Annotated in this window: 19 protein-coding genes, 2 tRNA genes and 1 pseudogene; 7 read left to right on the top strand and 15 right to left on the bottom strand. The window is 70.9% G+C overall.

The genetic code is table 11. The features are described from left to right. Positions 1-5: 5 nt before the first annotated feature. Both AB4Y83_RS19830 and AB4Y83_RS19835 read right to left on the bottom strand, forming a co-directional pair. Positions 6-209 (bottom strand): hypothetical protein, encoded by a 204-nt coding sequence (locus AB4Y83_RS19830; RefSeq protein ID WP_442297917.1) that lies wholly within the window; start codon positions 207-209, stop codon positions 6-8. A gap of 24 nt (positions 210-233) precedes the next feature. After that, positions 234-986: an AfsR/SARP family transcriptional regulator gene (locus AB4Y83_RS19835; RefSeq protein WP_442297918.1), complete on the bottom strand. Its 753-nt coding sequence runs from the start codon at positions 984-986 to the stop codon at positions 234-236. Positions 987-1,194: 208 nt separating this feature from the next. On the opposite strand from AB4Y83_RS19835, the gene AB4Y83_RS19840 reads away from it, so the two are divergent. Both AB4Y83_RS19840 and AB4Y83_RS19845 read left to right on the top strand, forming a co-directional pair. Next, positions 1,195-2,046, top strand: coding sequence for a hypothetical protein (locus AB4Y83_RS19840; protein WP_442297919.1), 852 nt, complete (start codon positions 1,195-1,197; stop codon positions 2,044-2,046). A 43-nt stretch (positions 2,047-2,089) separates the two neighbouring features. Continuing rightward, positions 2,090-2,911 (top strand): hypothetical protein, encoded by an 822-nt coding sequence (locus AB4Y83_RS19845; protein WP_442297920.1) that lies wholly within the window; start codon positions 2,090-2,092, stop codon positions 2,909-2,911. A gap of 667 nt (positions 2,912-3,578) precedes the next feature. On the opposite strand, the gene AB4Y83_RS19850 is transcribed toward AB4Y83_RS19845, so the two are convergent. Next, positions 3,579-3,655: transfer RNA gene (locus AB4Y83_RS19850), tRNA-Phe, on the bottom strand. Positions 3,656-3,893: 238 nt separating this feature from the next. Here AB4Y83_RS19850 and AB4Y83_RS19855 point away from each other — a divergent pair. After that, positions 3,894-4,460 (top strand): YceI family protein, encoded by a 567-nt coding sequence (locus AB4Y83_RS19855; RefSeq protein ID WP_442276340.1) that lies wholly within the window; start codon positions 3,894-3,896, stop codon positions 4,458-4,460. Positions 4,461-4,485: 25 nt separating this feature from the next. Here AB4Y83_RS19855 and AB4Y83_RS19860 read toward each other — a convergent pair whose 3' ends face one another. Together AB4Y83_RS19860 and AB4Y83_RS19865 are read right to left on the bottom strand one after the other, a co-directional pair. Then, a complete protein-coding gene (locus AB4Y83_RS19860) occupies positions 4,486-5,007 on the bottom strand; it encodes a hypothetical protein (protein ID WP_043647959.1) in 522 nt (173 codons plus the stop codon). A 159-nt stretch (positions 5,008-5,166) separates the two neighbouring features. Beyond that, positions 5,167-6,189: a M12 family metallopeptidase gene (locus tag AB4Y83_RS19865; RefSeq protein WP_442297921.1), complete on the bottom strand. Its 1,023-nt coding sequence runs from the start codon at positions 6,187-6,189 to the stop codon at positions 5,167-5,169. A 190-nt stretch (positions 6,190-6,379) separates the two neighbouring features. Between AB4Y83_RS19865 and AB4Y83_RS19870 the strand changes: the two are divergent. Beyond that, positions 6,380-6,541, top strand: a pseudogene (locus AB4Y83_RS19870) (dihydrofolate reductase); the annotation flags it as partial. Between the two features lie 71 nt (positions 6,542-6,612). On the opposite strand, the gene AB4Y83_RS19875 reads toward AB4Y83_RS19870, so the two are convergent. Continuing rightward, on the bottom strand, positions 6,613-8,751 hold the full coding sequence (locus tag AB4Y83_RS19875; RefSeq protein WP_442276338.1) for an MMPL family transporter: 2,139 nt from the start codon (positions 8,749-8,751) through the stop codon (positions 6,613-6,615). A 199-nt stretch (positions 8,752-8,950) separates the two neighbouring features. Between AB4Y83_RS19875 and AB4Y83_RS19880 the strand changes: the two genes are divergently transcribed. Continuing rightward, positions 8,951-10,387, top strand: coding sequence for a GuaB1 family IMP dehydrogenase-related protein (locus AB4Y83_RS19880; RefSeq protein ID WP_256796109.1), 1,437 nt, complete (start codon positions 8,951-8,953; stop codon positions 10,385-10,387). A 163-nt stretch (positions 10,388-10,550) separates the two neighbouring features. Here the strand turns inward: AB4Y83_RS19880 and AB4Y83_RS19885 are convergent, their stop codons facing one another. The 3 genes from AB4Y83_RS19885 to AB4Y83_RS19895 are packed head-to-tail and all read right to left on the bottom strand — an operon-like array spanning position 10,551 to position 13,612. Further along, positions 10,551-11,252, bottom strand: a complete 702-nt coding sequence (locus AB4Y83_RS19885) for an HAD family hydrolase (protein WP_442276337.1) — start codon at positions 11,250-11,252, stop codon at positions 10,551-10,553. Beyond that, a complete protein-coding gene (locus tag AB4Y83_RS19890) occupies positions 11,242-12,528 on the bottom strand; it encodes a fatty acid desaturase family protein (protein ID WP_442276336.1) in 1,287 nt (428 codons plus the stop codon). Before AB4Y83_RS19890 ends, AB4Y83_RS19885 begins: the two co-directional genes overlap by 11 nt. 13 nt (positions 12,529-12,541) lie before the next feature. Further along, positions 12,542-13,612 (bottom strand): ferredoxin reductase, encoded by a 1,071-nt coding sequence (locus AB4Y83_RS19895; protein WP_028785341.1) that lies wholly within the window; start codon positions 13,610-13,612, stop codon positions 12,542-12,544. Between the two features lie 99 nt (positions 13,613-13,711). On the opposite strand from AB4Y83_RS19895, the gene AB4Y83_RS19900 reads away from it, so the two are divergent. Beyond that, positions 13,712-14,902, top strand: a complete 1,191-nt coding sequence (locus AB4Y83_RS19900; protein WP_442297922.1) for a PucR family transcriptional regulator — start codon at positions 13,712-13,714, stop codon at positions 14,900-14,902. Between the two features lie 119 nt (positions 14,903-15,021). On the opposite strand, the gene AB4Y83_RS19905 is transcribed toward AB4Y83_RS19900, so the two are convergent. The 6 genes from AB4Y83_RS19905 to AB4Y83_RS19930 form a co-directional block, all read right to left on the bottom strand. After that, positions 15,022-15,978 (bottom strand): D-2-hydroxyacid dehydrogenase family protein, encoded by a 957-nt coding sequence (locus AB4Y83_RS19905; RefSeq protein WP_442297923.1) that lies wholly within the window; start codon positions 15,976-15,978, stop codon positions 15,022-15,024. 99 nt (positions 15,979-16,077) lie between these two features. After that, positions 16,078-16,150, bottom strand: a tRNA-Glu gene (locus AB4Y83_RS19910). A 116-nt stretch (positions 16,151-16,266) separates the two neighbouring features. After that, a complete protein-coding gene (locus AB4Y83_RS19915; RefSeq protein WP_442297924.1) occupies positions 16,267-17,313 on the bottom strand; it encodes a PHP domain-containing protein in 1,047 nt (348 codons plus the stop codon). 38 nt (positions 17,314-17,351) lie between these two features. After that, positions 17,352-18,233, bottom strand: coding sequence for a hypothetical protein (locus AB4Y83_RS19920; protein WP_442297925.1), 882 nt, complete (start codon positions 18,231-18,233; stop codon positions 17,352-17,354). Next, a complete protein-coding gene (locus AB4Y83_RS19925; protein ID WP_442297926.1) occupies positions 18,230-18,733 on the bottom strand; it encodes a SigE family RNA polymerase sigma factor in 504 nt (167 codons plus the stop codon). The genes AB4Y83_RS19920 and AB4Y83_RS19925 overlap by 4 nt, the downstream gene beginning before the upstream one ends. 171 nt (positions 18,734-18,904) lie before the next feature. Further along, complete coding sequence (locus tag AB4Y83_RS19930; RefSeq protein ID WP_442297927.1) at positions 18,905-19,453, bottom strand: NUDIX domain-containing protein; 549 nt, start codon at positions 19,451-19,453, stop codon at positions 18,905-18,907. A 147-nt stretch (positions 19,454-19,600) separates the two neighbouring features. On the opposite strand from AB4Y83_RS19930, the gene AB4Y83_RS19935 reads away from it, so the two are divergent. After that, positions 19,601-20,677: an IS30 family transposase gene (locus AB4Y83_RS19935; RefSeq protein ID WP_442297928.1), complete on the top strand. Its 1,077-nt coding sequence runs from the start codon at positions 19,601-19,603 to the stop codon at positions 20,675-20,677. The last annotated feature ends 8 nt before the right edge of the window (positions 20,678-20,685 follow it).

A 20,685-nucleotide genomic window follows, 5' to 3' on the forward strand; every position in this document is an offset into this window, starting at 1 on the left:
CCCCGTCAGACCGGCGGCTCGGCAATTAAGGCCAGCGCGTCGGAGACCAGGGTCAGCACCTCGTCGATCCCGGCGGCGGCCCCGACCTCGTCGGTCTCCGCGGCCGTGCCGCGGATGACCAGCACGCGGGCTCGAATGTCGCGGATCGTGCTCTCGGGCTCGAGCCATGCTCGCACGACGACGGTGCCAGTCCGGGGACGACGACTCACCCGGTAACTGTGCCGCGGGTCGAGTCACAGGGACGTCACCGGCAGTGTCACCAGGTCCGCGAGCTCTGTGCTCGGCATCAGTCCCATCTCCTCGGCCAGCAACCGGCTGTAGCGCTCGAAGGCCCGCCTGGCCTCGATCCGGTTGTGCTCGGCGAGGTGCGCCTCGATGAGCGCCCGCTGCGCACTCTCGCGCAGCGGCTCGAAGCGCACCACGTTCATCGCCGCCTCGACCGCGTCACCGACCCGGCCGATGTTGATCAGCTCGCGCACCACGGCCTCGAGACCGTGCAGCAGCCGCTGCCTGATCCGCTCCCGCTCGCAGATCACCCACTCGTCGTACCACCCGGGCAGGATGTCGGCCGCCTCCGGGTCCCAAGCCAGGATCCGCAGGTCGGCGATCGACGAGCACCCGTCCGCCAGCCGTCCGGCCCACTCGCAGAGCGCGTTCACGTCGGTCTGGGTACCCGGACGCAGGGCGAGGGTCTGCTTGTCGGTGAGCAGTATGTCGATGCCCCCCGACTTCAGCCGCCACACCGCCGACCGCAGGTTGCCGGCGGCCCGCTCGTCCGAGCCCTCCGGCCACAGAGTGCCCGCGGCCTGTCGCCGGTCCACGCGGCCCCCGTGCAGCGCGATGAACGCCAACAGCCGCTTGCTGCCCTCCGGCACGTTGAGCCGGTGCCCCCCGCGGACGACGTACGGGCCACCCACGAGGCACAGCATCTGGCAGCCGACCGGCTGTTCGGTCGACGGCGGGGGCGAGGTGATCAGTGAGGACACGTGGCATCAGGTTCGTCCGAAGATTGCGGAACGATAGCCGGGCCGTTGTCACGCCAGCGTCACAGGTGCGTCACCGGCCGTGCGACGCCGCCGTGACAACGGCCGACCACGCTGTCATGTGGCGTCATCGAAAGGAGCCACGATGAGCAACGACGCAGATCAGCACGGCCAGACGGGCACGGGTTGCACAACCTGCGACCTCGGTGACGTGGGCGCCATCGCCTGCAAGGCCAAGCGCTACGCGAAGCAGGCCGAGGTGATGACCCAGGTCGCGGCGGACCTGGACGGCTACAAGAAGAAGTTCGATGGGGTCTGCCAGACCCTTTCCGATGCGTGGGCGGCAACCGGTGCGGAGATCGACGGGACCCGCAAGGCGCTCGACGACCTCAAGCGGAAGTTCGACTGCGAGAAGCCCGACCCGGGGATGGTGACGTGCCTGGAGAAGGCGGCCCAGGAGGCCTTCCAGGCCGTCGACGCGTGCAGGCCATCCACCGGCTGTTGCGTCGGCAACTGCGAGTTCAGCAACGAGGTCGGAGAGGACGACGACGCCACCACCATCGGGTCGCGGATCGACGCCTACCGTCGGGACACCACGGCGAACGTCGCCTGCTTCCTGTCGCTGCTCGACGAGGTGAAGACCCGCGACGACCAGGTGGCCAAGATCAAGGTGGAGGTCACGGCGCTGGCCGCGGAGTGGCCCACGGTGGACGACAAGACTCGGCCGAAGTGGCACGCCCGCTGGCTGATCGCCAACCACGGGTTGGAGCTGAGCCGCCTCGGCCACGGGTTCGCGACGGCCGCGGCCTATCGCGACTGCCTGTGCAAGGCGTTGCAGTGCATCGCCGCGGGGTGGGACAAGATCGCGGTGCTCGAGGGTGTGCGTGCCGAGCTGGTGTGCCTCGAGGAGGCGGCCACGGCCGAGTGCGAGCGCAAGACGACCGGCGTGCTGGTCACCATCCTAGACGCCTACGAGTGCTGCATGGACGATGCCGGGTCGCCTACGCAGCCCCCGCCGCCAGAGGACTGCGAGAAAGGTGCGGAGCAGGCGGCCGCGGGATGAGAGTGCATGTCGGGTGCCACCGACGGCTCCGAGGGAGCGCGTGATGCAGACGGCGATGCTGCCTGCCGATCCGCACCACCTGACCCCCGGTGGCAGCACCGAGGTGCGCGAGCTGGTGAACACCCCGCAGGGCGAGATCTCGCACGCCATCGTCCACCGGGGCCGGGTGGCCGGCACGGCGTGGAACGAGGGGCTCACCGAGACCCTGTACACGCACTCCGGGCGAGGCGAGCTCTGGGTTGCGGACGGCAGGCAGGAGACCATCTCGGAGCTGCGGCCGGGCCGCGCCACCCTGATTCCTCCGCGGGCGCGGTACCAGTACCGCGCCGGACCGCACCACGACCTGACGCTGTTCGTCGCGGTCGTGCCCCGGTTCTCCGCCGACCGGCACCACGGGAGCACTGGCGGTCCGTGGTCGGCCGATGCTGGCCCGCTCGGCCTCGTCGAGGCGCCTGCGGTGGCCGGCAGGGAAGTCCAGACCCGTGACTTGCCGCTGCTGGCTGACTACGCCGCACCCGACGGCTCGGAGATCCGGCTTCTGCCGGAGGTGAGGGATGGGGGGCTGTCGCACTGCACGCTGCCGGCTGGTGCCAAGACCAAAGCGGTGCGCCACCGGAGTGTGGTGGAGCTCTGGTCGACCCTCGACGGGACGGGGGAGCTGGCGCGCTGGGGGGACGGTCTACAGGCAGCACCCCTTCTGACCTCGTTGTCGTACGGGGTGTCCGTCGAGATCCCGACCGGCGTGCCCTTCCAGTTCTGCTCGACCGGGGTGGGGCCGCTCCGCCTGATGCTCCTGACGATGCCGCGTTGGCCCGGGCCCGAGGAGGCCGACACCAGCGTTTCCGGCATCGACGCGTGGCCGTGAGCGAAGAGCCATGACACTGATTCAACCGGTTGCTTAGGGAGAGCGCTGGATCGATCGGGAGGTCATGCAAGCTCGCGCACATGTAGTCGCAATGGAGGGCGTCCACGCGAGCCTTGGCGCGCAGCGAACCACTCGTGAAGCTACCCGAATGCTCGATAGCCGCGAAGAGACTGACGTGCGGCACGCCATGGCGTCCCAGCTGCCCTCCTGACACGAAGCCTGCGTATGGGTGAAGGCCGTATATGCGCTGCAGCTTCTGCAACGCATTGTGCGGCACCACCGTGTCGTCCTAGACGCACGACCTTGCCCTCAGCCTTCAGCTTCTCGAGGTGGTTCCGGTTGATGTCTTCGAGCGTTTGAATGGAGCGGATGCTGCGGTTGATGACTGAGCCGGCGACGGACTCAAGCTGCAACTCCATCCGCTCTAACTTGTTCATGCCGTCGAGCCGTTCGGCGGTCGTGCCGACAACCGTGGCGAGCTGCCTGGTTAACCGCCTCAACTCTCTTGACATCGAGAGTTCGTGCGATAGCTCGTGCGATAACTCCCGGGGATTCGCGGCGTGTCGCGGTCATCGACGGTCAGCTGCCGGCCCTGCTCGGGGCCATGAACGGGGCCGCCAAAAACGACGAAACCGCAGGTCAGAGGGCTCTGACCTGCGGTTTTGGGTGGTGGCCAGGGGCGGGGTCGAACCGCCGACCTTCCGATTTTCAGTCGGACGCTCGTACCAACTGAGCTACCTGGCCGCGACAACGAGTGGAACTATAGCCGACCCCTCGGGGCATCAGGCAAGCCGCCCGCGGCTGGCGCATCGCGTGCGTGTGCGGGATCGTCGGGGGGTATGGGAAGGACGGCCGGCGGGGGCTCAGGGCCGGGACTCCGTGCTCCGCACTTGCCAACGAACGAGGCAATAGTGAAAGATTCAAGCACCCTGGGTCGTGAGAGGATGCCGCGACTCATCCATCGACCTGCAGGGGAGAGACCATGACCGACCACGGATCCGCGTTGAGCGGGGACTGGGACTTCGACCCGGCCCACACCCGTATCGGCTTCTCGGCCCGGCACGCGATGGTGACGACCGTGCGCGGCTCCTTCAACGACGTGACCGGCCGCCTCTACGCCGACCTCGACGACATGGCCAAGTCCTACGCCGAGGTCGTCCTCAAGGCGTCGAGCGTCGACACCCGCAACCAGCAGCGTGACGACCACCTGCGCAGCCCCGACTTCTTCGACGTCGAGAAGTGGCCCGACATCCGCTTCGAGAGCACGCAGATCGAGGAGGTCGAGGAGAACGCCTACATGGTCTCCGGCAACCTGACGATCCGCGACGTCACCAAGCCCGTCACGATCCCGATCGAGCTCATCGGCGTGCAGACCGACGCCATGGGTGCCCTGCGGGCCGGCTTCGAGGGCTCGCGCCGGATCAACCGTCGCGACTTCGGCCTCGAGTGGAACATGCCGCTCGACGCCGGCGGCGTCCTCGTCTCCGAGAAGATCTCGCTCGAGTTCGAGATCTCCGCCGTCAAGCGCGGCACCGACCAGCAGGGCTGACCAGCAGGCTGATCAGCAGGGCTGATCAGGCCCCCGGACCCTTCGTGCGCACGTCGGCGACGTGCGACATCGCCTCGCGCAGCTCGCCGAGCCAGTCGCTCTCGTGCTGCCCGACGAGCTTGACGCACCAGGCCAGCGCCTCGGCGCGGGACCTGGCGACGCCGGCATCGACGAGCGTGTCGAGGACGAGTCGCTCCGGCTGACGCAGCCGGGTCATCGCCGGCGCAGCGACGTGGGTGAACAGCTCCGTGCGGTCGCCGACGCGGACGGCCCACGACACCTTGCGCTCGAAGCGGTGCTCGGCCTCGCGGGCGATTTCGATGCGGCGACCGCGGGTGTCCTCGCGGAACGCCTTGGCGCGCCCGGCGCGGGCCTCGTCACGCTCGGCGTCGCTCGACCCGTCGGGCAGGTCGACGTCGGTGACGGTGAGGACGACGGTGATCTCCTCGCGGTCGACGGTGATCTCGGGCGGCGTGCTGCGCCACTCCTCGGGCAGGCGGCCGACGAACCAGCCGCGCACCCGCTCCAGTGCTTCGTTCGTAATCATGTAATCAGGATTACTCCATTACGGGCGGTCGTCAACGCCTTACGCCGGAGGCAGAGCGCGAGGACGCATGCCGTCGCGTGGCGTGCGGACGGCATACGTCCTCGGGGAGCGGCGTGGCCTGACCCGCGGGGCTGTGGGGGCTCTGTGGTGCGAGCCGGCTCAGCGCCGGCGGACCCGGATCGAGTAGGCGCCGGTCCCGCTCGGCCGGTAGTGGCGCACCTGGGCGACGTAGTGGCCGGGGGTCAGCCCGGCGCGCACGCGCGCGTTGACGCCGTAGCCGCTGTCGTCGTCCTCGCCGACGAGGTCGGTGTCGCTGTTCGGTCCGAAGAGCGAGAGGTAGACGTCGGTCGAGCCGCGGGTCGTCACCTCGTAGAGCCCGTCGCTCGCGACGTCGAAGGCGTAGAGGTCCTCCTCGCCCGCGGCGCCGATCGAGCCCTCGACCTTCGGGCCGTCGACCGTGAGCGTCGCGGCGTCGGTGACGACGGGAGCTCCCTTGGGGTACATGGCTGCTCCCGCGACGAACGCCTTGTCGAGCGACGACAGGTCGTCGTTGGCGTGCGTCGCGACGCCGTTGAGGGTCCACGTCGCCGGGAACGCGTAGAGCATGATCGAGTCGGGGTCGAACTGCGTCCCCTTGATCTGGTCGACGGCGTACTTCATGAAGACGTTGTGGCGCACCTTCGCCTCGTCCCAGCGGTTCGGCGGGCCCGCGAGGGCCGCGATGACGACCGGCTCGTTCCACTGGATGCCACCCTCCGGGTTCGAGTGCTCGTGGGCGAGCCCGATGGCGTGCCCGAACTCGTGCCCCGCGGTGCCACCGTCGAGGAAGCCGAGGTTCATCGTCGCCTCGTTGCTCGGGATGCCCTTGTTGTCGGTGCCGACGTAGGACCACGCGCCGTCATTCGGGTCGAAGGAGACGCGGAGGTCGGCGTTCGGGTGGTTGCCGAAGTCGAAGGAGATGTTGCACGCGGCCTGCCACCACGCGGCCTGCTCACGGGCCTTGGCCTGCTGCGCGGGCGTGCCCTCGAGGAAGCGGACGGTGAGCGTCGTGCCGTTCATCCACGCCTTGCCGATGGGCGAGATCGCGCGGTCCGCACCGTCCGGGCCGCGCTCGCGCCGGTGAGGGCGCATCAGGTCCTTGGGAAGGATCCGGTCGAAGCACACGTGCGGTGCATCCGTCATGGCGTTCCCCCAATCGGTCCGGGGCGCAGTCGCGTCCACCGTCCATCGTCCTCCCGCGCGCGCTCGCGCACAGCCGAACGGGCGTATGCCGTGTGGTTGCCCTCGTGGGCCGCTGCGGGCCGGTTGACTCCTGCGCGAGCGACAGCCCACGATGGATGATTTGGGGCACCCCGAAGCAGAGGAGAGCGCCGTGGGCACGGTGGTCTTGCACGGCTCGGTGTCGGTGGACGGCTTCGTCGTGGACGAGAACGACCAGCCCGGACCGCTGTTCGACTGGTTGTCCGRCGGTGACGTCCCGTCGGACGAGAGTGGCGAGCTGCAGGTGTCGCCGAGCGGGTGGCACCGGATCGGGCCCCCGGCTGCGCCTGCGCGTCGCTGCCCCGTGCCCGACGCGCCACCCGACATCCAGCTGGCGACGAGCTCTCAACCCTGAAGAGCCGGTTCGGCGGCGGGCTCGGGACGCTCGGCTGCTGCGGTGGTCGCGGCATCGGTGCGGGCGAGCCGGCTCGGCCACCACATCCGTGCCCCGATGTCGAGGTTGAGGGCGGTGACGAGGACCGAGCGGACGATCAGCGTGTCGAGCAGGACGCCGAGTGCCACGGCGAAGCCGATCTCGGCGAACGCGACGATCGGCATCGTCGCGAGCACCGCGAAGGTGCCGGCCAGCACGAGCCCCGCCGACGTGATGACCCCGCCCGTCGCAGCGAGCCCCACGAGCGACCCGCGCCACGTCCCGACCTTCTTCGCCTCCTCGTGGACACGGGTCATGAGGAAGATGTTGTAGTCGATGCCGAGGGCGACGAGGAAGACGAAGACGAAGAGTGGGAACGAGGAGTCGGCGCCGGCGAACCCCAGCACGTGCCGGAAGACCAACGCGGACAGGCCGATTGCCGCTCCGAAGGAGAGCAGGACCGTCCCGATGAGGACGATCGGTGCGGTGAGGGCGCGTAGCAGGAGCACGAGGATGAGCAGGACGACGCCGAGGATGACGGGGATGATCCGCTCGTTGTCGTCGGAGCTGGCCCGGAGCGTGTCGACGCGGGTCGCCGTGTCGCCACCCGCGATGGCGTTCGCACCCGGCACGGCCGCGATGGCCGTCCTGATCCGGTCGAGCGTCGCGGTCGCCGCGTCGGAGTCCGGGGCCGAGGCGAGGGTGGCCTGGATGAGCGACCGGCCGTCCCGAGTCACCGGGTCGGCGACCGTGTCGACGCCGTCGACCGCCTCGAGCGACGACCGCACCTGGGCGGCGGCGGCCTCGTTCGCGAGGACGAGGACCGGGGACCCCCCGCCGGCGGGGAAGTGCTTCGCGACGATCTGCTCGCCGATCACCGACGGCGGCGTCGTGTAGTAGGAGTCCTTGTTCTGCAGCCCGACCGCGTTGAGCTGGAGCACCCCGAGCGACGCGATCGCGAGCAGGAGCGACGTCACCACCCAGGTGCGTCGCGGTGCCCGGGCGATCCGGGCGCCGATGCGGGCCCAGACCCCGTCGCGGGTGCCGTCGACGGAGCCCGGGGTCGGGCGGACGGGCCAGAAGACCCAGCGGCCCAGGACGACGAGCAGGGCCGGCAGCAGCGTCAGCATGACGAGCAGGGCGACGGCGATGCCGATCGCGGCGACGGGGCCCAGTCCCTTCGTCGAGCTCATCGACGCGAAGAGGAGGCAGAGCATGCCGGCGACGACCGTGGCACCCGAGGCGAGGATCGCCGGGCCGGCGCGGTGCAGGGCAACCGCCATGGCCTCGTGCCGGTCGGCGTGACGGCGCAGCTCCTCGCGGTAGCGCGCCACGAGGAGCAGCGCGTAGTCGGTACCGGCGCCGAAGACGATGACCGTGAGGATGCCGGAGCTCTGTGCGTTGACCGTGAGGGTGTCGCCATCGGCGAGGAAGTAGATGACGCCCTGCGCGACGAACAGGGCGGTGCCCGCCGAGACGACGGGAAGGAGCCAGAGGATCGGGCTTCGGTAGGTGATGAGCAGGATGAGGATCACGACGGCCATCGCGCTGTAGAGCAGCTTGCCGTCGATGCCGGAGAACGCCTCCGACGAGTCCGCGCCGTAGCCGACCGGCCCGGTGACGTGCATCGAGAGACCAGCGGGCCCGTTGGCGGCGATGTCGCGCATCTGCGTCGCCGTGGTGCTGAGGGAGTCCCAGCCGGCTTCCCCGGCGTCGACCGGGACGATGACCTGGAGCGCCTGGCCGTCGGCGGACGGGATCGGGCCGACCGAGTCGCGCTTGACCGGCTCGAGGGCGTTGAAGCGCGCGACCTGCGCGGTCACGGCGGCGAGGTCGGCCGGCGTGACGCCGCTCGGCCGCTCGTAGACGATGACGGCGGGGAACTCGTTGGTGCTCTGGAACGCCGAGATCTGGTCGACGACCTGGGTCGACTGGGCGTCCGCGGGAAGCCAGGACGCGGCCTCGTTGTTGAGGACCGACTGCAGCTTCGACGACGGGCCGGCGAGGAAGGCGACCACGACGATCCAGAAGCCGACGACGAGCCACTTCGTCACCCGGGAGGACGGGATGCGCGCAAGCCGCCCGACATCGCCGATCCTGTTGTCATTCATGGCATTTGCCCCCTACCGGAGTCTGCCGCGCAGTCGCAGCCCCATCAACGCTAGGGCCGCCGACGGCCGCGCGAACAGGGGTTGGGGCCAGGTTGGGGGTCCACGTCAGGGTCAGGTGGGGGAGGACCCTGACCTCGGGGCCCCGTCAGGGCCGGGTGCTGACCGCTGCTCGCCCCGGAACCGCCTACCATGGGTTCCCGTGCAGTTCCTCAACGGTCTCCAGCCCCAGCTCGACCTCACCTACGACGACGTCTTCATGGTGCCCAGCCGCTCGTCGGTCACGAGCCGCCTCGACGTCGACCTGTCGTCGGTCGACGGCTCGGGCACGACGATCCCGCTCGTCGTCGCCAACATGACCGCCATCGCCGGTCGGCGCATGGCCGAGACCGTCGCCCGACGTGGCGGCATCGCCGTCATCCCGCAGGACATCCCCGTCGAGGTGGTCCGCGACGTCGTCGGCTGGGTCAAGCAGCGCCACCTCGTCCACGACACGGCGATCACCCTAGAGCGGCACATGACCGCCGGGGAGGCGCTCGTCCTCATCGGCAAGCGGGCCCACGGTGCCGCAGTCGTCGTCGACGGTCCGAAGCCCGTGGGCATCGTCACCGAGAAGGACCTGACCGGCGTCGACCGCTACACACAGGTGCACGACGTCATGCACGAGGACATGGTCGTGCTGCCCGACTCCATCGACCCGCAGGAGGCCTTCGAGCGGCTCTCGGCTGCGCGGCGCAAGGTCGCCCCCGTCGTCTCCGAGCACGGCGAGCTCGTCGGCATCCTGACCCGGGGTGGTGCGATCCGAGCCGGTCTCTACCAGCCGGCCGTCGACGCCAGGCAGCGCCTGCGCGTGGCCGCCGCGGTCGGCATCAACGGAGACGTCGCGGCCAAGGCCGCCGAGGTGCTCGACACCGGCGCCGACGTCCTCGTCATCGACACCGCCCACGGGCACCAGGACAAGATGATCGACGCGTTGCGTGCGGTGCGCGCGCTCGACCCGCAGGTGCCGGTCGTCGCCGGCAACGTCGTGTCTGCTGCCGGCACGCGTGAGCTGATCGAGGCCGGTGCCGACGTCGTCAAGGTCGGGGTGGGCCCGGGGGCGATGTGCACGACCCGGATGATGACTGCGGTCGGTCGGCCACAGTTCTCGGCCGTGCTCGAATGTGCCGCGGCCGCAAGGGAGCTCGGCAAGCACGTCTGGGCTGACGGTGGAGTGCGGCACCCGCGCGACGTCGCCCTCGCGCTCGCGGCAGGCGCGTCCAACGTCATGATCGGTTCGTGGTTCGCAGGCACGCTCGAGTCGCCCGGGGACCTCTACACCGACAACGACGGGCGCCAGTACAAGGAGTCGTTCGGCATGGCGAGCAGCCGGGCCGTGCGCAACCGCACCGCGACCGACACGGACTACGACCGCGCCCGCAAGTCCCTCTTCGAGGAGGGCATCAGCACGGCCCGGATGTACATCGACCCCGCACGCCCCTCCGTCGAGGACGTCATCGACGAGATCGTCGCCGGGCTGCGCAGCAGCTGCACGTATGCCGGTGCGCGCACGCTCGAGGAGTTCCACGAGCGGGCCGTCGTCGGGCTCCAGAGCACGGCCGGGTTCGCCGAAGGGCGCCCACTCCACACCTCCTGGTGACGCCGGCGCCCGACGGCGGCCGACGGCGCCCGACGGCGGCCCGTGTCAGCGGCGGACGATCGGCACGGGACCTGCCGCATGATCCGCCGTCCAGTGCGGTGATCACCCCACCGAAGCGCGGATCGTCACGCGGTCACCGCTCGGGAGGCGACGGCATACACGATCAGTGGCGCTTGCGGCCGACCTCGACGATGCGCCAGCCGCGCTCGCGGGCGAGCTCGCGCAGCTCACGATCCGGGTTGACCGCGACGGCCTCGCCGACGCGCTCCATCATCGGCAGGTCGCTGACCGAGTCGCTGTAGGCGACGCACCGCGCGAGGTCGTAGCCGCGCTCGGCTGCCAGTTTCTCGATCTCGATGACCTTGCCTGCGCCGTAACAGAACTCGCCGCTGAGGTGCCCGGTGTAGCGGCCCTCCTCGTCGAGCTCGCTGCGCGTGGCGACGGCGCCCTCGAGCCCTAGCGCGGCCGCGATGCGGCTGACGAGCTCGATGGGGGAGGCCGACACGACGATGCGGTCGTGGCCGGTGGCGCGCGCCTCGGCGAGCAGGCCCATCGAGGCCGGGATGGCCTTGCGCACGATGCCCGGCGTGATCGCGTCGGTGAGGTGGATGATGTCCGACTGCGGGATGCCGGCCACCGCCCGGAGGATGCGCTCACGCAGGGCCTCCGAGCCCTCGTCGGTGGATCCCTTGCGGTGGAAGGAGATCGCGTTGACGGTGTCCTTGACGAGGTCCTTCCACGGCACGTGACCGCCGCGGAAGGCGGCGATCGCGAGCGGGTAGTTGGCGGAACCTCGGATCAGGGTGCGGTCGAGGTCGAAGAAGGCGGCCGTCGGCACCGGTCGTGCCCCCGCCTCAGCCGACACGGGCCACCATCGGCTGGGCGGGACGCCGCGGCGGGACCGGGGCGTTGACGGCGCGGGCGGCGTTCTTCGGCAGCGGTCGCGGCCGGTTCGGCAGGGCGAGGCGGAAGACCTTGGCCCACGCCTGGTAGACCTGCTTGGGCAGCGGGCCGGTCGTGTACGGCAGGCCGTAGCGCTCGCAGATCTCACGCATCTCGACCGCGACCTCGTGGTAGCGGTTGCTCGGCAGGTCGGGGAAGCAGTGGTGCTCGATCTGGTGGCTGAGGTTGCCGGTCATGAGGTGCATGAGCTTGCTGCCCGAGATGTTGGCCGAGCCGAGCATCTGGCGGATGTACCAGTCTCCGCGGGTCTCGCCCTCGATCTCCTCCTCGGTGAACGTGTCGACGCCGTCGGGAAAGTGGCCGCAGAAGATGACCGAGTGCGCCCAGACGTTGCGGATGGCGTTGGCCGTGAAGGTGCCGATGAGCGCCTGCTTGCCCGAGCCGAAGGGGACCGCGGCGAGCGGGGTCGCGGCGTAGTCCTTCGTGAACTGGCGAACGACCTTGCGGCCCATGGCCTTGAGATCCTTCTTGAGGTCGTCCTTGGACTTCTCCCCGTCCTTGACCGCTTCGAGCTCGAGGTCGTAGATGGCGATGCCCCACTCGAAGAACGGCGCGAGGATCATGTTGTAGAGCGGGTTGCCGAGGTTGCCGGGGTGCCACGGTTGGTCCTCGTCCATGCGCAGGATCGAGTAGCCGACGTCCTTGTCCTTGCCCAGCACGTTGGTCCACGTGTGGTGCAGGTCGTTGTGCGTGTGCTTCCAGGCGGCCGCCGGGGTGACGAAGTCCCACTCCCACGTCGTGGAGTGGATGTCGGGGTCGCGCATCCAGTCCCACTGGCCGTGCAGGACGTTGTGGCCGATCTCCATGTTCTCGAGGATCTTCGCGACGCTGAGCATCGCGGTGCCGGCGACGAACGCCGTGCGCTTCTTCGAGAAGAGCAGCGTGGCGCGGCCGGCGACCTCGAGGGTGCGCTGGACGCGGATGACGCGGCGGATGTAGGCGGCGTCGGCAGCACCACGCGTCGCGATGACGCGGTCGCGCAGGGCGTCGAGCTCCTTGCCGAGCTGCTCGACGTCGGCGTCGCTGAGGTGCGCGGCGGCGCTCGGCCGCTTGGCGGGTCCGCCGGACGCCGCGAGGACCGGCTTCCGGTTCCGGGTCGTCGGGGCGGTGCCCTCGGCGACGCCGGTGGCGGCGGCCTCGAGGGTCGTCGTCGTCGGTCGGTTCGTGGTGGCTGTCATGGTGGTTCCCTTCTCAGATGTCCAGGTGGACGGGTCCGGCGGCCGCGTTGACACAGGTCTGGATGAGCTCGCCCTCGTCACCGTGGACCTCGCCGGTGCGCAGGTCGCGGACCTTGCCCGCGACGAGCGGGACGAGGCAGCTGCGGCAGATGCCCATGCGGCATCCGCTCGGCATGACGACGCCGCAGTCCTCGCCGGCTTCGAGGAGGGGGACGTCGCCGCCCGCCTCCACTTCCTTGTCGGACTTCTCGAACGTCAGCAGCCCGCCCTCGCCGCCGGAGCCTTCGAGCAGGACGGGCGCGAAGCGCTCGATCGTGAGGCCCGCGTGCGTCGCGTCGTCGCCGTCGCGCTCCCACAGCTCGGTGGCCGCGTCGAGGAAATCGGTGGGTCCGCAGGCGTATGCCGCCCGCTCGCGCCAGTCGGGACAGAGCGTCTCGAGGTCGGTGACGTCCGACAGGTCGAGGCGGCGGCCGCCCTCCTCGCGCGTGAACCAGTGACGGACCGTGAGGCCGGGGAACTGGTCGGCGAGCTCGAGCAGCTCGTCGTGGAAGAGCGCGTCGTCGCGGGTGCGCGCCGAGTGGACGAGGACGACGTCGGCGTCGGGTCGGCGGGGCACGAGCGTGCGGATCATCGACATGACGGGGGTCAGGCCGCTGCCGGCCGTCAGCATGAGGAGCGGGCGGGGGTGCTCGGGGAGCACGAAGTCGCCCTGCGGGGTGTCGAGGAAGAGGATGTCGCCGACCTTGGTGCTGCGGGCCAGGGCCGTCGAGACGAAGCCGATCGCGGTGACGGTGATGGCGGGGTCGTGGCCGACGGCGGCCGACAGCGAGTAGCTGCGCCACTGGCGCACGCCGTCGATCTCGACGCCGATGCGGGCCCACTGGCCGGCGGCGTGGGGGTTCCAGCCGCGGCCGGGACGGAAGTGGATCGTCGTCGAGTCGGGGGTCTCGCGGACCACCTTCGTGACGACCCCGCGCAGCTGCCGGGCCGAGGCCAGCGGGTTGACCAGATTGATGATGTCCTCGGGCGCGAGCGGGGTCGTCAGGATCGACGCCACACGCCGGAGAGCTCTGATCTGGGTCATCCTCCTATGGTCCTCGCCGAGGGGCTTCCGGATCTTGGGGTGGCGCGTACTCTTTGGGGTAGGAAACTGTTGCGTGACGACAAAAGGCAGGAGGCCGAAGTGGCGTACGCCACGTCCGACCCGCCGTGGTTGTCTCTCCCCGCCGAAGTGACGACCGTGCTGCGTCCCGTCGTGACCGACATCGTCGAGGCGATCATCGAGGGCATCCCGCGCGACGTCCCGGTCTACGCGATGCCGATGGAGGGCCGCTTCGGTCAGGGCGTCCGGCGGGGTGTCACGGTCGCCCTCAACCGCTTCCTCGACCTGCCGGGCACCCGCCTCCAGGCGCTGTCCGAGGACGGCAAGTGGGTCTACGAGAACCTCGGTCGTGGGGAGGTGCGCTCCGGGCGGAGCCTGGAGTCCCTCCTCGCCGCCTACCGCTACGGCGCGCGGGTCACCTTCCGCGCGATCTCGCGCACCGTCGACGTGTCGCAGCTGCCGCCCGACGTGCTCCTCTCCCTCGGCGAGTCCCTCTTCGCCTACATCGACGAGCTGTCCGCGGCCAGCGCGCAGGGCTACGCTCAGGAGCAGTCCGAACGCGCCGGTGAGCAGCTGCGGCTGCGCGGCGAGCTGCTCGAGATGATCCTGCGCGGCGACTCGAGCGACGGGGGCGTGGCACGTCTCGCGGCGGCCGTCGGCTGGACCCTCCCCGAGGTCGTCGTCGTCGCCCTCGTGCCCTTCCCGCACGTCGACGGGCTGCGCGGTGCGCTCGGTCCCGACGGCCTCGTCACCGAGCGAGGCACGGACGTCCTCATCGTCTTCCCGTTCCTCAGCCGCAAGGCCCGCCGTCGCGACCTCGAGCGCGCCCTGAGGGGCCGGCGCGCCATCGTCGGGCCGGCGCGCCCGTGGCAGCAGGCGGGTGAGTCGCTGCACCTCGCGACGGCGGCGGGGGCCCACGGCGTCGCGCCCGGACCGGACCGGCCGGACGCCGACGGCGCCCCCGTGTGGGTCGAGGACCACCTCGYCGAGCTCGTCGTCCTCGCCGAGCCGCTCGCCACCGACGACCTCGCCCGCACCCGCCTCGCGCCGTTGGACGGCCTGCGACCGGCCGTGCGCGAGCGCCTCACCGAGACGCTCCTGTCCTGGCTGCGCCACCAGGGCCAGCGTGCCCCGATCGCGGCAGAGCTCTTCGTCCACCAGCAGACCGTCGGCTACCGCGTGGCGCAGCTCAAGGAGCTCTTCGGCGAGGCGCTCGACGACCCCGAGGTCCGCTTCGAGCTCGAGCTCGTGCTGCGCGCCGGCCACCGCTGAGGCCACGGGCGCGCTCGGGCCGGCCGGACGGCATACGCCCGTGGGCAGGTCGCGCGCGAGATCGCGCGGCTCGGGTCGCCGGGGCGCAGCCGCCGCGCGACCTCGCGCCCGATGAGCGGTCAGAGCGTGCGGATGGGGGAGCCGTCGAGGTATGCCGTCACGTCCTCGACGACGCCGGCCCAGAACGTCGCGTAGACGTCACGCGTCACGTAGCCGAGGTGGGGCGTCAGGAGCGTGCGCGGTGCGGTGCGCAGCGGGTGGTCGACGGGGAGAGGCTCTTCGTCGAAGACGTCGAGGCCGACGCCCCCGAGGTGACCGCGCCGGAGGGCCGCGAGCAGGGCCCGCTCATCGACGATCGGGCCACGGGAGGTGTTGACGAGCAGAGCGTCCGGGCGCAGGAGCGCCAGCTCGCGCTCGCCGAGGAGGCCGCGGGTCCCCTCGGCCAGGACGAGGTGGATCGAGACCACGTCGGACCCGGAGAGCACGTCGTCGAGGGAGGCCGCCCGGACTCCCGCCTGCTCGGCGCGCTCCGCCGTGAGGCTCCGGCTCCAGGCGACGACGTCCATCCCGAACGCGCGGCCCACGGAGGCGACCTGCGTGCCGATGCGGCCGAGCCCGAACAGACCGAGCGTGTGCCCCGCGAGGTCGCGGCCGACCGTCGTCTGCCAGCCGCCCTCGCGCACGGCGGTGGCCTCGGGGACGAGCTGCCGCGCGAGCCCGAGGACGAGGGCCCACGTCAGCTCGGCGGGGGCGGTGGCGAGGCTCTCGGTGCCGCAGACGGTGATGCCGGCGGCGTTGGCCGCGGCGACGTCGATGCTCGGGTTGCGACGGCCGGTCGTCACCACCAGCCGCAGGCGGGGGAGCGAGGCGAGCACGGCGGCCGGGAGCGGGGTGCGCTCGCGCATGACGACGACGGCGTCGTAGCCGGCCAGTCGCTCGACGAGGGCGCCGACCTCGCTGACGTGGTCGCGGAAGACGTCGACGGTGGACGGAGTGCTGGCGTGGTCCGTGACCGGAGACCAGTCGGCGCTGGACAGGGCGACGCCCTGGTAGTCGTCGAGCACCGCGATCCGCACGGACCCCAGCCTACGAGGACCCTCACCTGCGAGAAGCGCCGCTCTCTGATGACTGCGCTACGGGGCCTTACTGGGTGGTGCGTGTCGAACTGTACTGCGTATCCCCAACGGGATTCGAACCCGTGCTGCCGCCGTGAAAGGGCGGAGTCCTAGGCCGCTAGACGATGGGGACCTGCCCGACCTATCCGTTGGGACGTCGAAACTATATGGGAGATTCTGGCACCGTCCAAATCGGCTCCGAACCCCCGTCCGGGGGCGGCCGGATCGCCTCCGGGGCGGTCTCTCGGATCAGCCCTTGGCCCACGCCCGGACCTCGTCGACGGGCCACGTCGTGACGATGCGCTCGGCCGGGATGCCGAGGCGCTCGGCGCGCTCGCAGCCGAGCGACTTCATGTCGAGCTGCCCCGGGGCGTGCGCGTCGGAGTCGATGGTGAAGAGGCAGCCGAGGTCGCGCGCCAGCTCGATGAGCTCGTCGGGCGGGTCGCACCGCTCGGGACGCGAGTTGATCTCGACGGCCACGTCGTGCTCGAGGCACGCGCGGAAGACCTTCTCGGCGTCGAACTGCGACGGCGGACGCTTGCCGCGGTTGCCCGTCACGAGCTGGCCGGTGCAGTGGGCGAGGACGTTGGTGTGCGGGTTGCGCACGGCGGCCACCATGCGGGGTGTCATCTCGAACGAGGGCTGCCGCAGCTTGGAGTGGATCGAGGCGGTGACGACGTCGAGCTGGTCGAGCAGGTCGTCGTCCTGGTCGAGCGTGCCGTCGAGGTGGATGTCGACCTCGATGCCCCGAAGGAGCGTGAACGCGTCGCCGAGGCTCGCGTTGATGGCGTCGACACGCTTCAGCTGGTCGGTGAGGCGGGCCCGGCTCAGGCCGTTGGCGACGGTGAGGCGCGGCGAGTGGTCGGTCAGCGCCATCCACTCCTGCCCGAGCTCGACGGCGGCGAGCACCATCTCCTCGATGGGGCTGCCGCCGTCGCTCCAGTTGGAGTGCGCGTGGAGGTCTCCGCGGAGGGCGGCGTAGAGCTCGGCGCCCCCGGTCGTCAGCGGCGCGCCGTGCTTCTCCTCGGCGGAGACGAGGTAGGCCGGTAGGACGCCGCGCACCGCCTGGCCGATGATCGCGGCGCTCGAGTCGCCGATTCCCTTGATCTGCTTGAGGGTTCCGGCCTCGACGCGCTCCTTCAGCTCATCGTCGCTGATGAGTGTGATCGCCTCGATGGTCTTGCGGAACGCGTCGACGCGGTAGCTGCTCTCGCGGCCGCGCTCGAGGAGGAAGCAGATGCGTCGCAGCGCGTCGAGCGGGCTGATCGGTGCCTGCGGAGGGGTCGGCTGCTCCATGTCGAGCAGCCTAACCGCGGCGGCCGACGCGGCGCCTGCTACTGCTGCAGGGGCGGCAGCGTGCTCCCGTCGGGGAACTTGCCCGGGGGCGTCTGGGTCGCCGGGACGACCCGGACGATGTCGCCGTACTGCTGCGCGATGAGGCCGGCCGAGGAGCCCTCGTCGGCCATCACGAGCACCCGGTCGGTGCGGGCGTCCTGGGTGACGGCGATGATCTCGATCCCCTTGGAACGCCAGAGCATTCGCTGCTCGACGATCTCCTTGGCGACCTTCTCCTTCTCGGCCAGGGTGTGCTTCATGACGACGAACTCCACATCGGTCGGTGACGGCATCGCGGCGGCCACGAAGGCCTCGAGGTCGGGGTCGTGCCGGGTGACGACGACGGCCACGCGGGCACCGGGGGCGTCGGCGGCATACGCCCCCGAGAAGACGTCGGGCCAGCGCGCGGCCACGGTGGGCTCGACGGCGGTGAAGGCGTTCGTCTGCCGCGTCGAGAGGGTGCCGAACCAGCGCGTGGTGTCGCGGGCGGGCGGCGCCGACGGCACGAGGTCGACGGCCGTCGGAGGCAGGCTGCCGCTGAGGGTCCCGGGTCCGCGAGCGCCGTTGTCGGCACCGGCGCTCCCGGTCGCGTCCTTCATGACCTCGGGGGCCGAGCCGGCGCTCGCGGTGCTCGACGACGCGCCGTGGTTGCCGGCCGCCCAGGAGGCGCCGACGGCACCGACGACGACGAGTGCGGCAGCGGCGCCGAGGAGCGTCGAGCGCCGGCGTGAGGTGCGCGCCCGTCCGCGCATCAGGGCGCGCTGGGCGAAGAGGTCGTCGCGGGGTGGTTCGAGGTCGTTCATCGTGGACAGCGCCTTTCGCAGCTGCAGCTCACCTTCCTCCGGCGCAGCGCCGGGTCCGCTCGTGGTGTCGTCGCTCATGGAAACGCTCCCGCCCCGGTCAGTGGTGGTTCGGCGAGCCGGTCGCGAAGGGCGGCGAGCCCGCGCGAGATCTGGCTCTTGATGGTGCCCTCGGCCACGCCGGTGCACTCGGCGATCTGGGGCACCGTGAGGTCCTCCCAGAAGCGGAGGACGAGCACGGCACGCTGCTTCTCGGGGAGGTCGTGCAGCAGGTCGGTGAGGGTCATCGCGAGCTCGCGGTCGTGGTCGGTCGTCTCCGGCTCGGGCGCCTCGTCGGTGAGGACCTCGCGCCGCCGTTTGCGCTGGTCGTTGAGGTAGAGGTTCATCATCGTGCGTCTCGTGTAGGCGGTCTCGGCCCCCGTGGCGATGCGAGGCCAGGCGACGTAGACCCGCGCCAGGGCCTCCTGGACGAGCTCGTCGCCGTCGGCCCAGTTGCCGCAGAGCAGGTAGGCGCGTCGGCGCAGCATCGTCTGCCGCTCCTCCACGAAGCTGCGGAACGCCGCCTCGTCCCTCCGTCTCATGTGCTCCCGCCGGTCCCGGTCGTCATCTGTGGTGCCGATCGTCTGGCTGTCAGTGTCGTACACCCCCTAGACACCAAGGCACGGCGAACCGTTGCACTCGGGTCTCGATCCACCGCGATGGCGTATGCCGGGTGGCCCGGTCGTCGGGGCGTCGCGGGCTCCCGGGAGGGCTCAGGAGACCCGCCCGAGGGCGACGAGCGTGAGCATGAGCGCGGCGATCGTCTCGCCGTCGGTGATCGCGCCGTCCCGGACGAGACCGATGACCTCGCGGAACGGGACGCGCCGGACGCCGCGGATGCCCTCCTCGGCGCGGGCCGCGCTGGCGGGGGCGCCGGGGACCCGCGCGAGGCCGGTGGCGAGGTAGACGACCTCGGGCGCGCGGCACACGCCGTTGAGGGCGTTCATCGTGCCGATCTCCCTCCAGTCCCGGGCCACGAGCCCGGTCTCCTCGGCCAGCTCCCGCCGGGCGGCCACGAGCGGGTCCTCACCGTCGGTGCCGCCGGCGGGCACCTCGACGGAGGTGCCGACGGTGTGCCGGTCGACCGTGACGAGGACGACCTCGTCGGCCTCGGTGACGGCGACGACGAAGACGGCGGGGCGTTGCAGCTCGACGACCCCGTAGATGCCGTCGGTGCCGTCCGGCCGGGTCACGGCGTCCTCCCGGACCCGGATCCACGGGTTCTCGTAGACGACCGTCGTCGCTCGCACGGGCCAGCTCACGACGGGTCTCCGAGGCGCATGCCCCGATCGTGCCACCCGTTCCCCTCGAGTGAGCGCCCCGTCCCACACGAGTGAGCGCCCCGTCCCGGACGGGTGGGGGCGGTCTCAGATCGTCTGCGCAACACGGATGTCGTGTGAGGCGGGACGATGACTGCAGGGCTGAGGCGGTATTCGGTAGGTCAGCGGGAGCAGGCGTTGGGGCTGCTCGAGGCGGGCGTGTCGGGACTGGAGGTGGCCCGGCAGGTCCTGATCGCGCTGCGGCTACGTGAGGGCCGCTGCCCGGCCCGGATCGCGGCCGAGCTGGGCGTGCATCGCTCGAGCGTGACCCGCGAGCTGCGCCGCAACCGCGTCGCCGGGGTGTACTCGGTACGGGTCGCCCAGGCACGCACCGTCACCAACCGGGCCCGCCCGCAGCCGCGGAAGCTGGACCGGCCCGAGCACGCCGGCCTGCGCACGGTCGTCCTCGAGGGATTGACCTCGCACTGGTCCCCGCAGCAGATCCAGGGCGAGCTGCTCGCGCGGTTCCCCCACGATGACTCCATGCGGATCTCCCACGAAACTCTCTACCAGGCCCTCTACGTGCAAGGCCGCGGCAGCCTGCGCGCCGAGCTGGCCCGGGAGAAAGCCCTGCGCAGCGGGCGCACCTCGCGCGTACCGGCCTCGAAGCTGGCCGCCCGGCCCCGCGGGAAGTCCTGGGTCGGGGACGCCACGATCACCGCCCGACCGGCCGAGGCCACCGACCGCGCCGTCCCCGGGCACTGGGAAGGCGACCTGGTCATCGGCGCCCGCGGCTCCAGCGCCCTGATCACCCTGGTCGAGCGGGCCACCCGGTACGTGATGCTCGCGCGGCTACCGGGCCGGCGCGACGCCGCCACCGTCACCGACCGGCTCACCGCGATGATCACCACGCTGCCCGCCCACCTGGCCAAGACCCTGACCTGGGACCAGGGCGCCGAGCTCGCCGACCACGCCCGGTTCACCGTCGCCACCGACTGCAAGGTCTACTTCTGCGACCCGCACTCGCCCTGGCAACGCGGCACCAACGAGAACACCAACGGCCTGATCCGAGAGTTCTTCCCCAAAGGCACCAGCTTCACCACCGTCACCGACGAGCAGATCGCCCACGTCGAACAACTGCTCAACACCCGCCCCCGAGCCACCCTCGGCTTCCACACCCCCGCCCATAAACTCAACGAACTACTCAACGTTGCGCACACGCCCTGAAACCGCCG

It is taken from the genome of Terrabacter sp. RAF57 (assembly GCF_052113925.1).
Classification (GTDB): Bacteria; Actinomycetota; Actinomycetes; order Actinomycetales; family Dermatophilaceae; genus Terrabacter.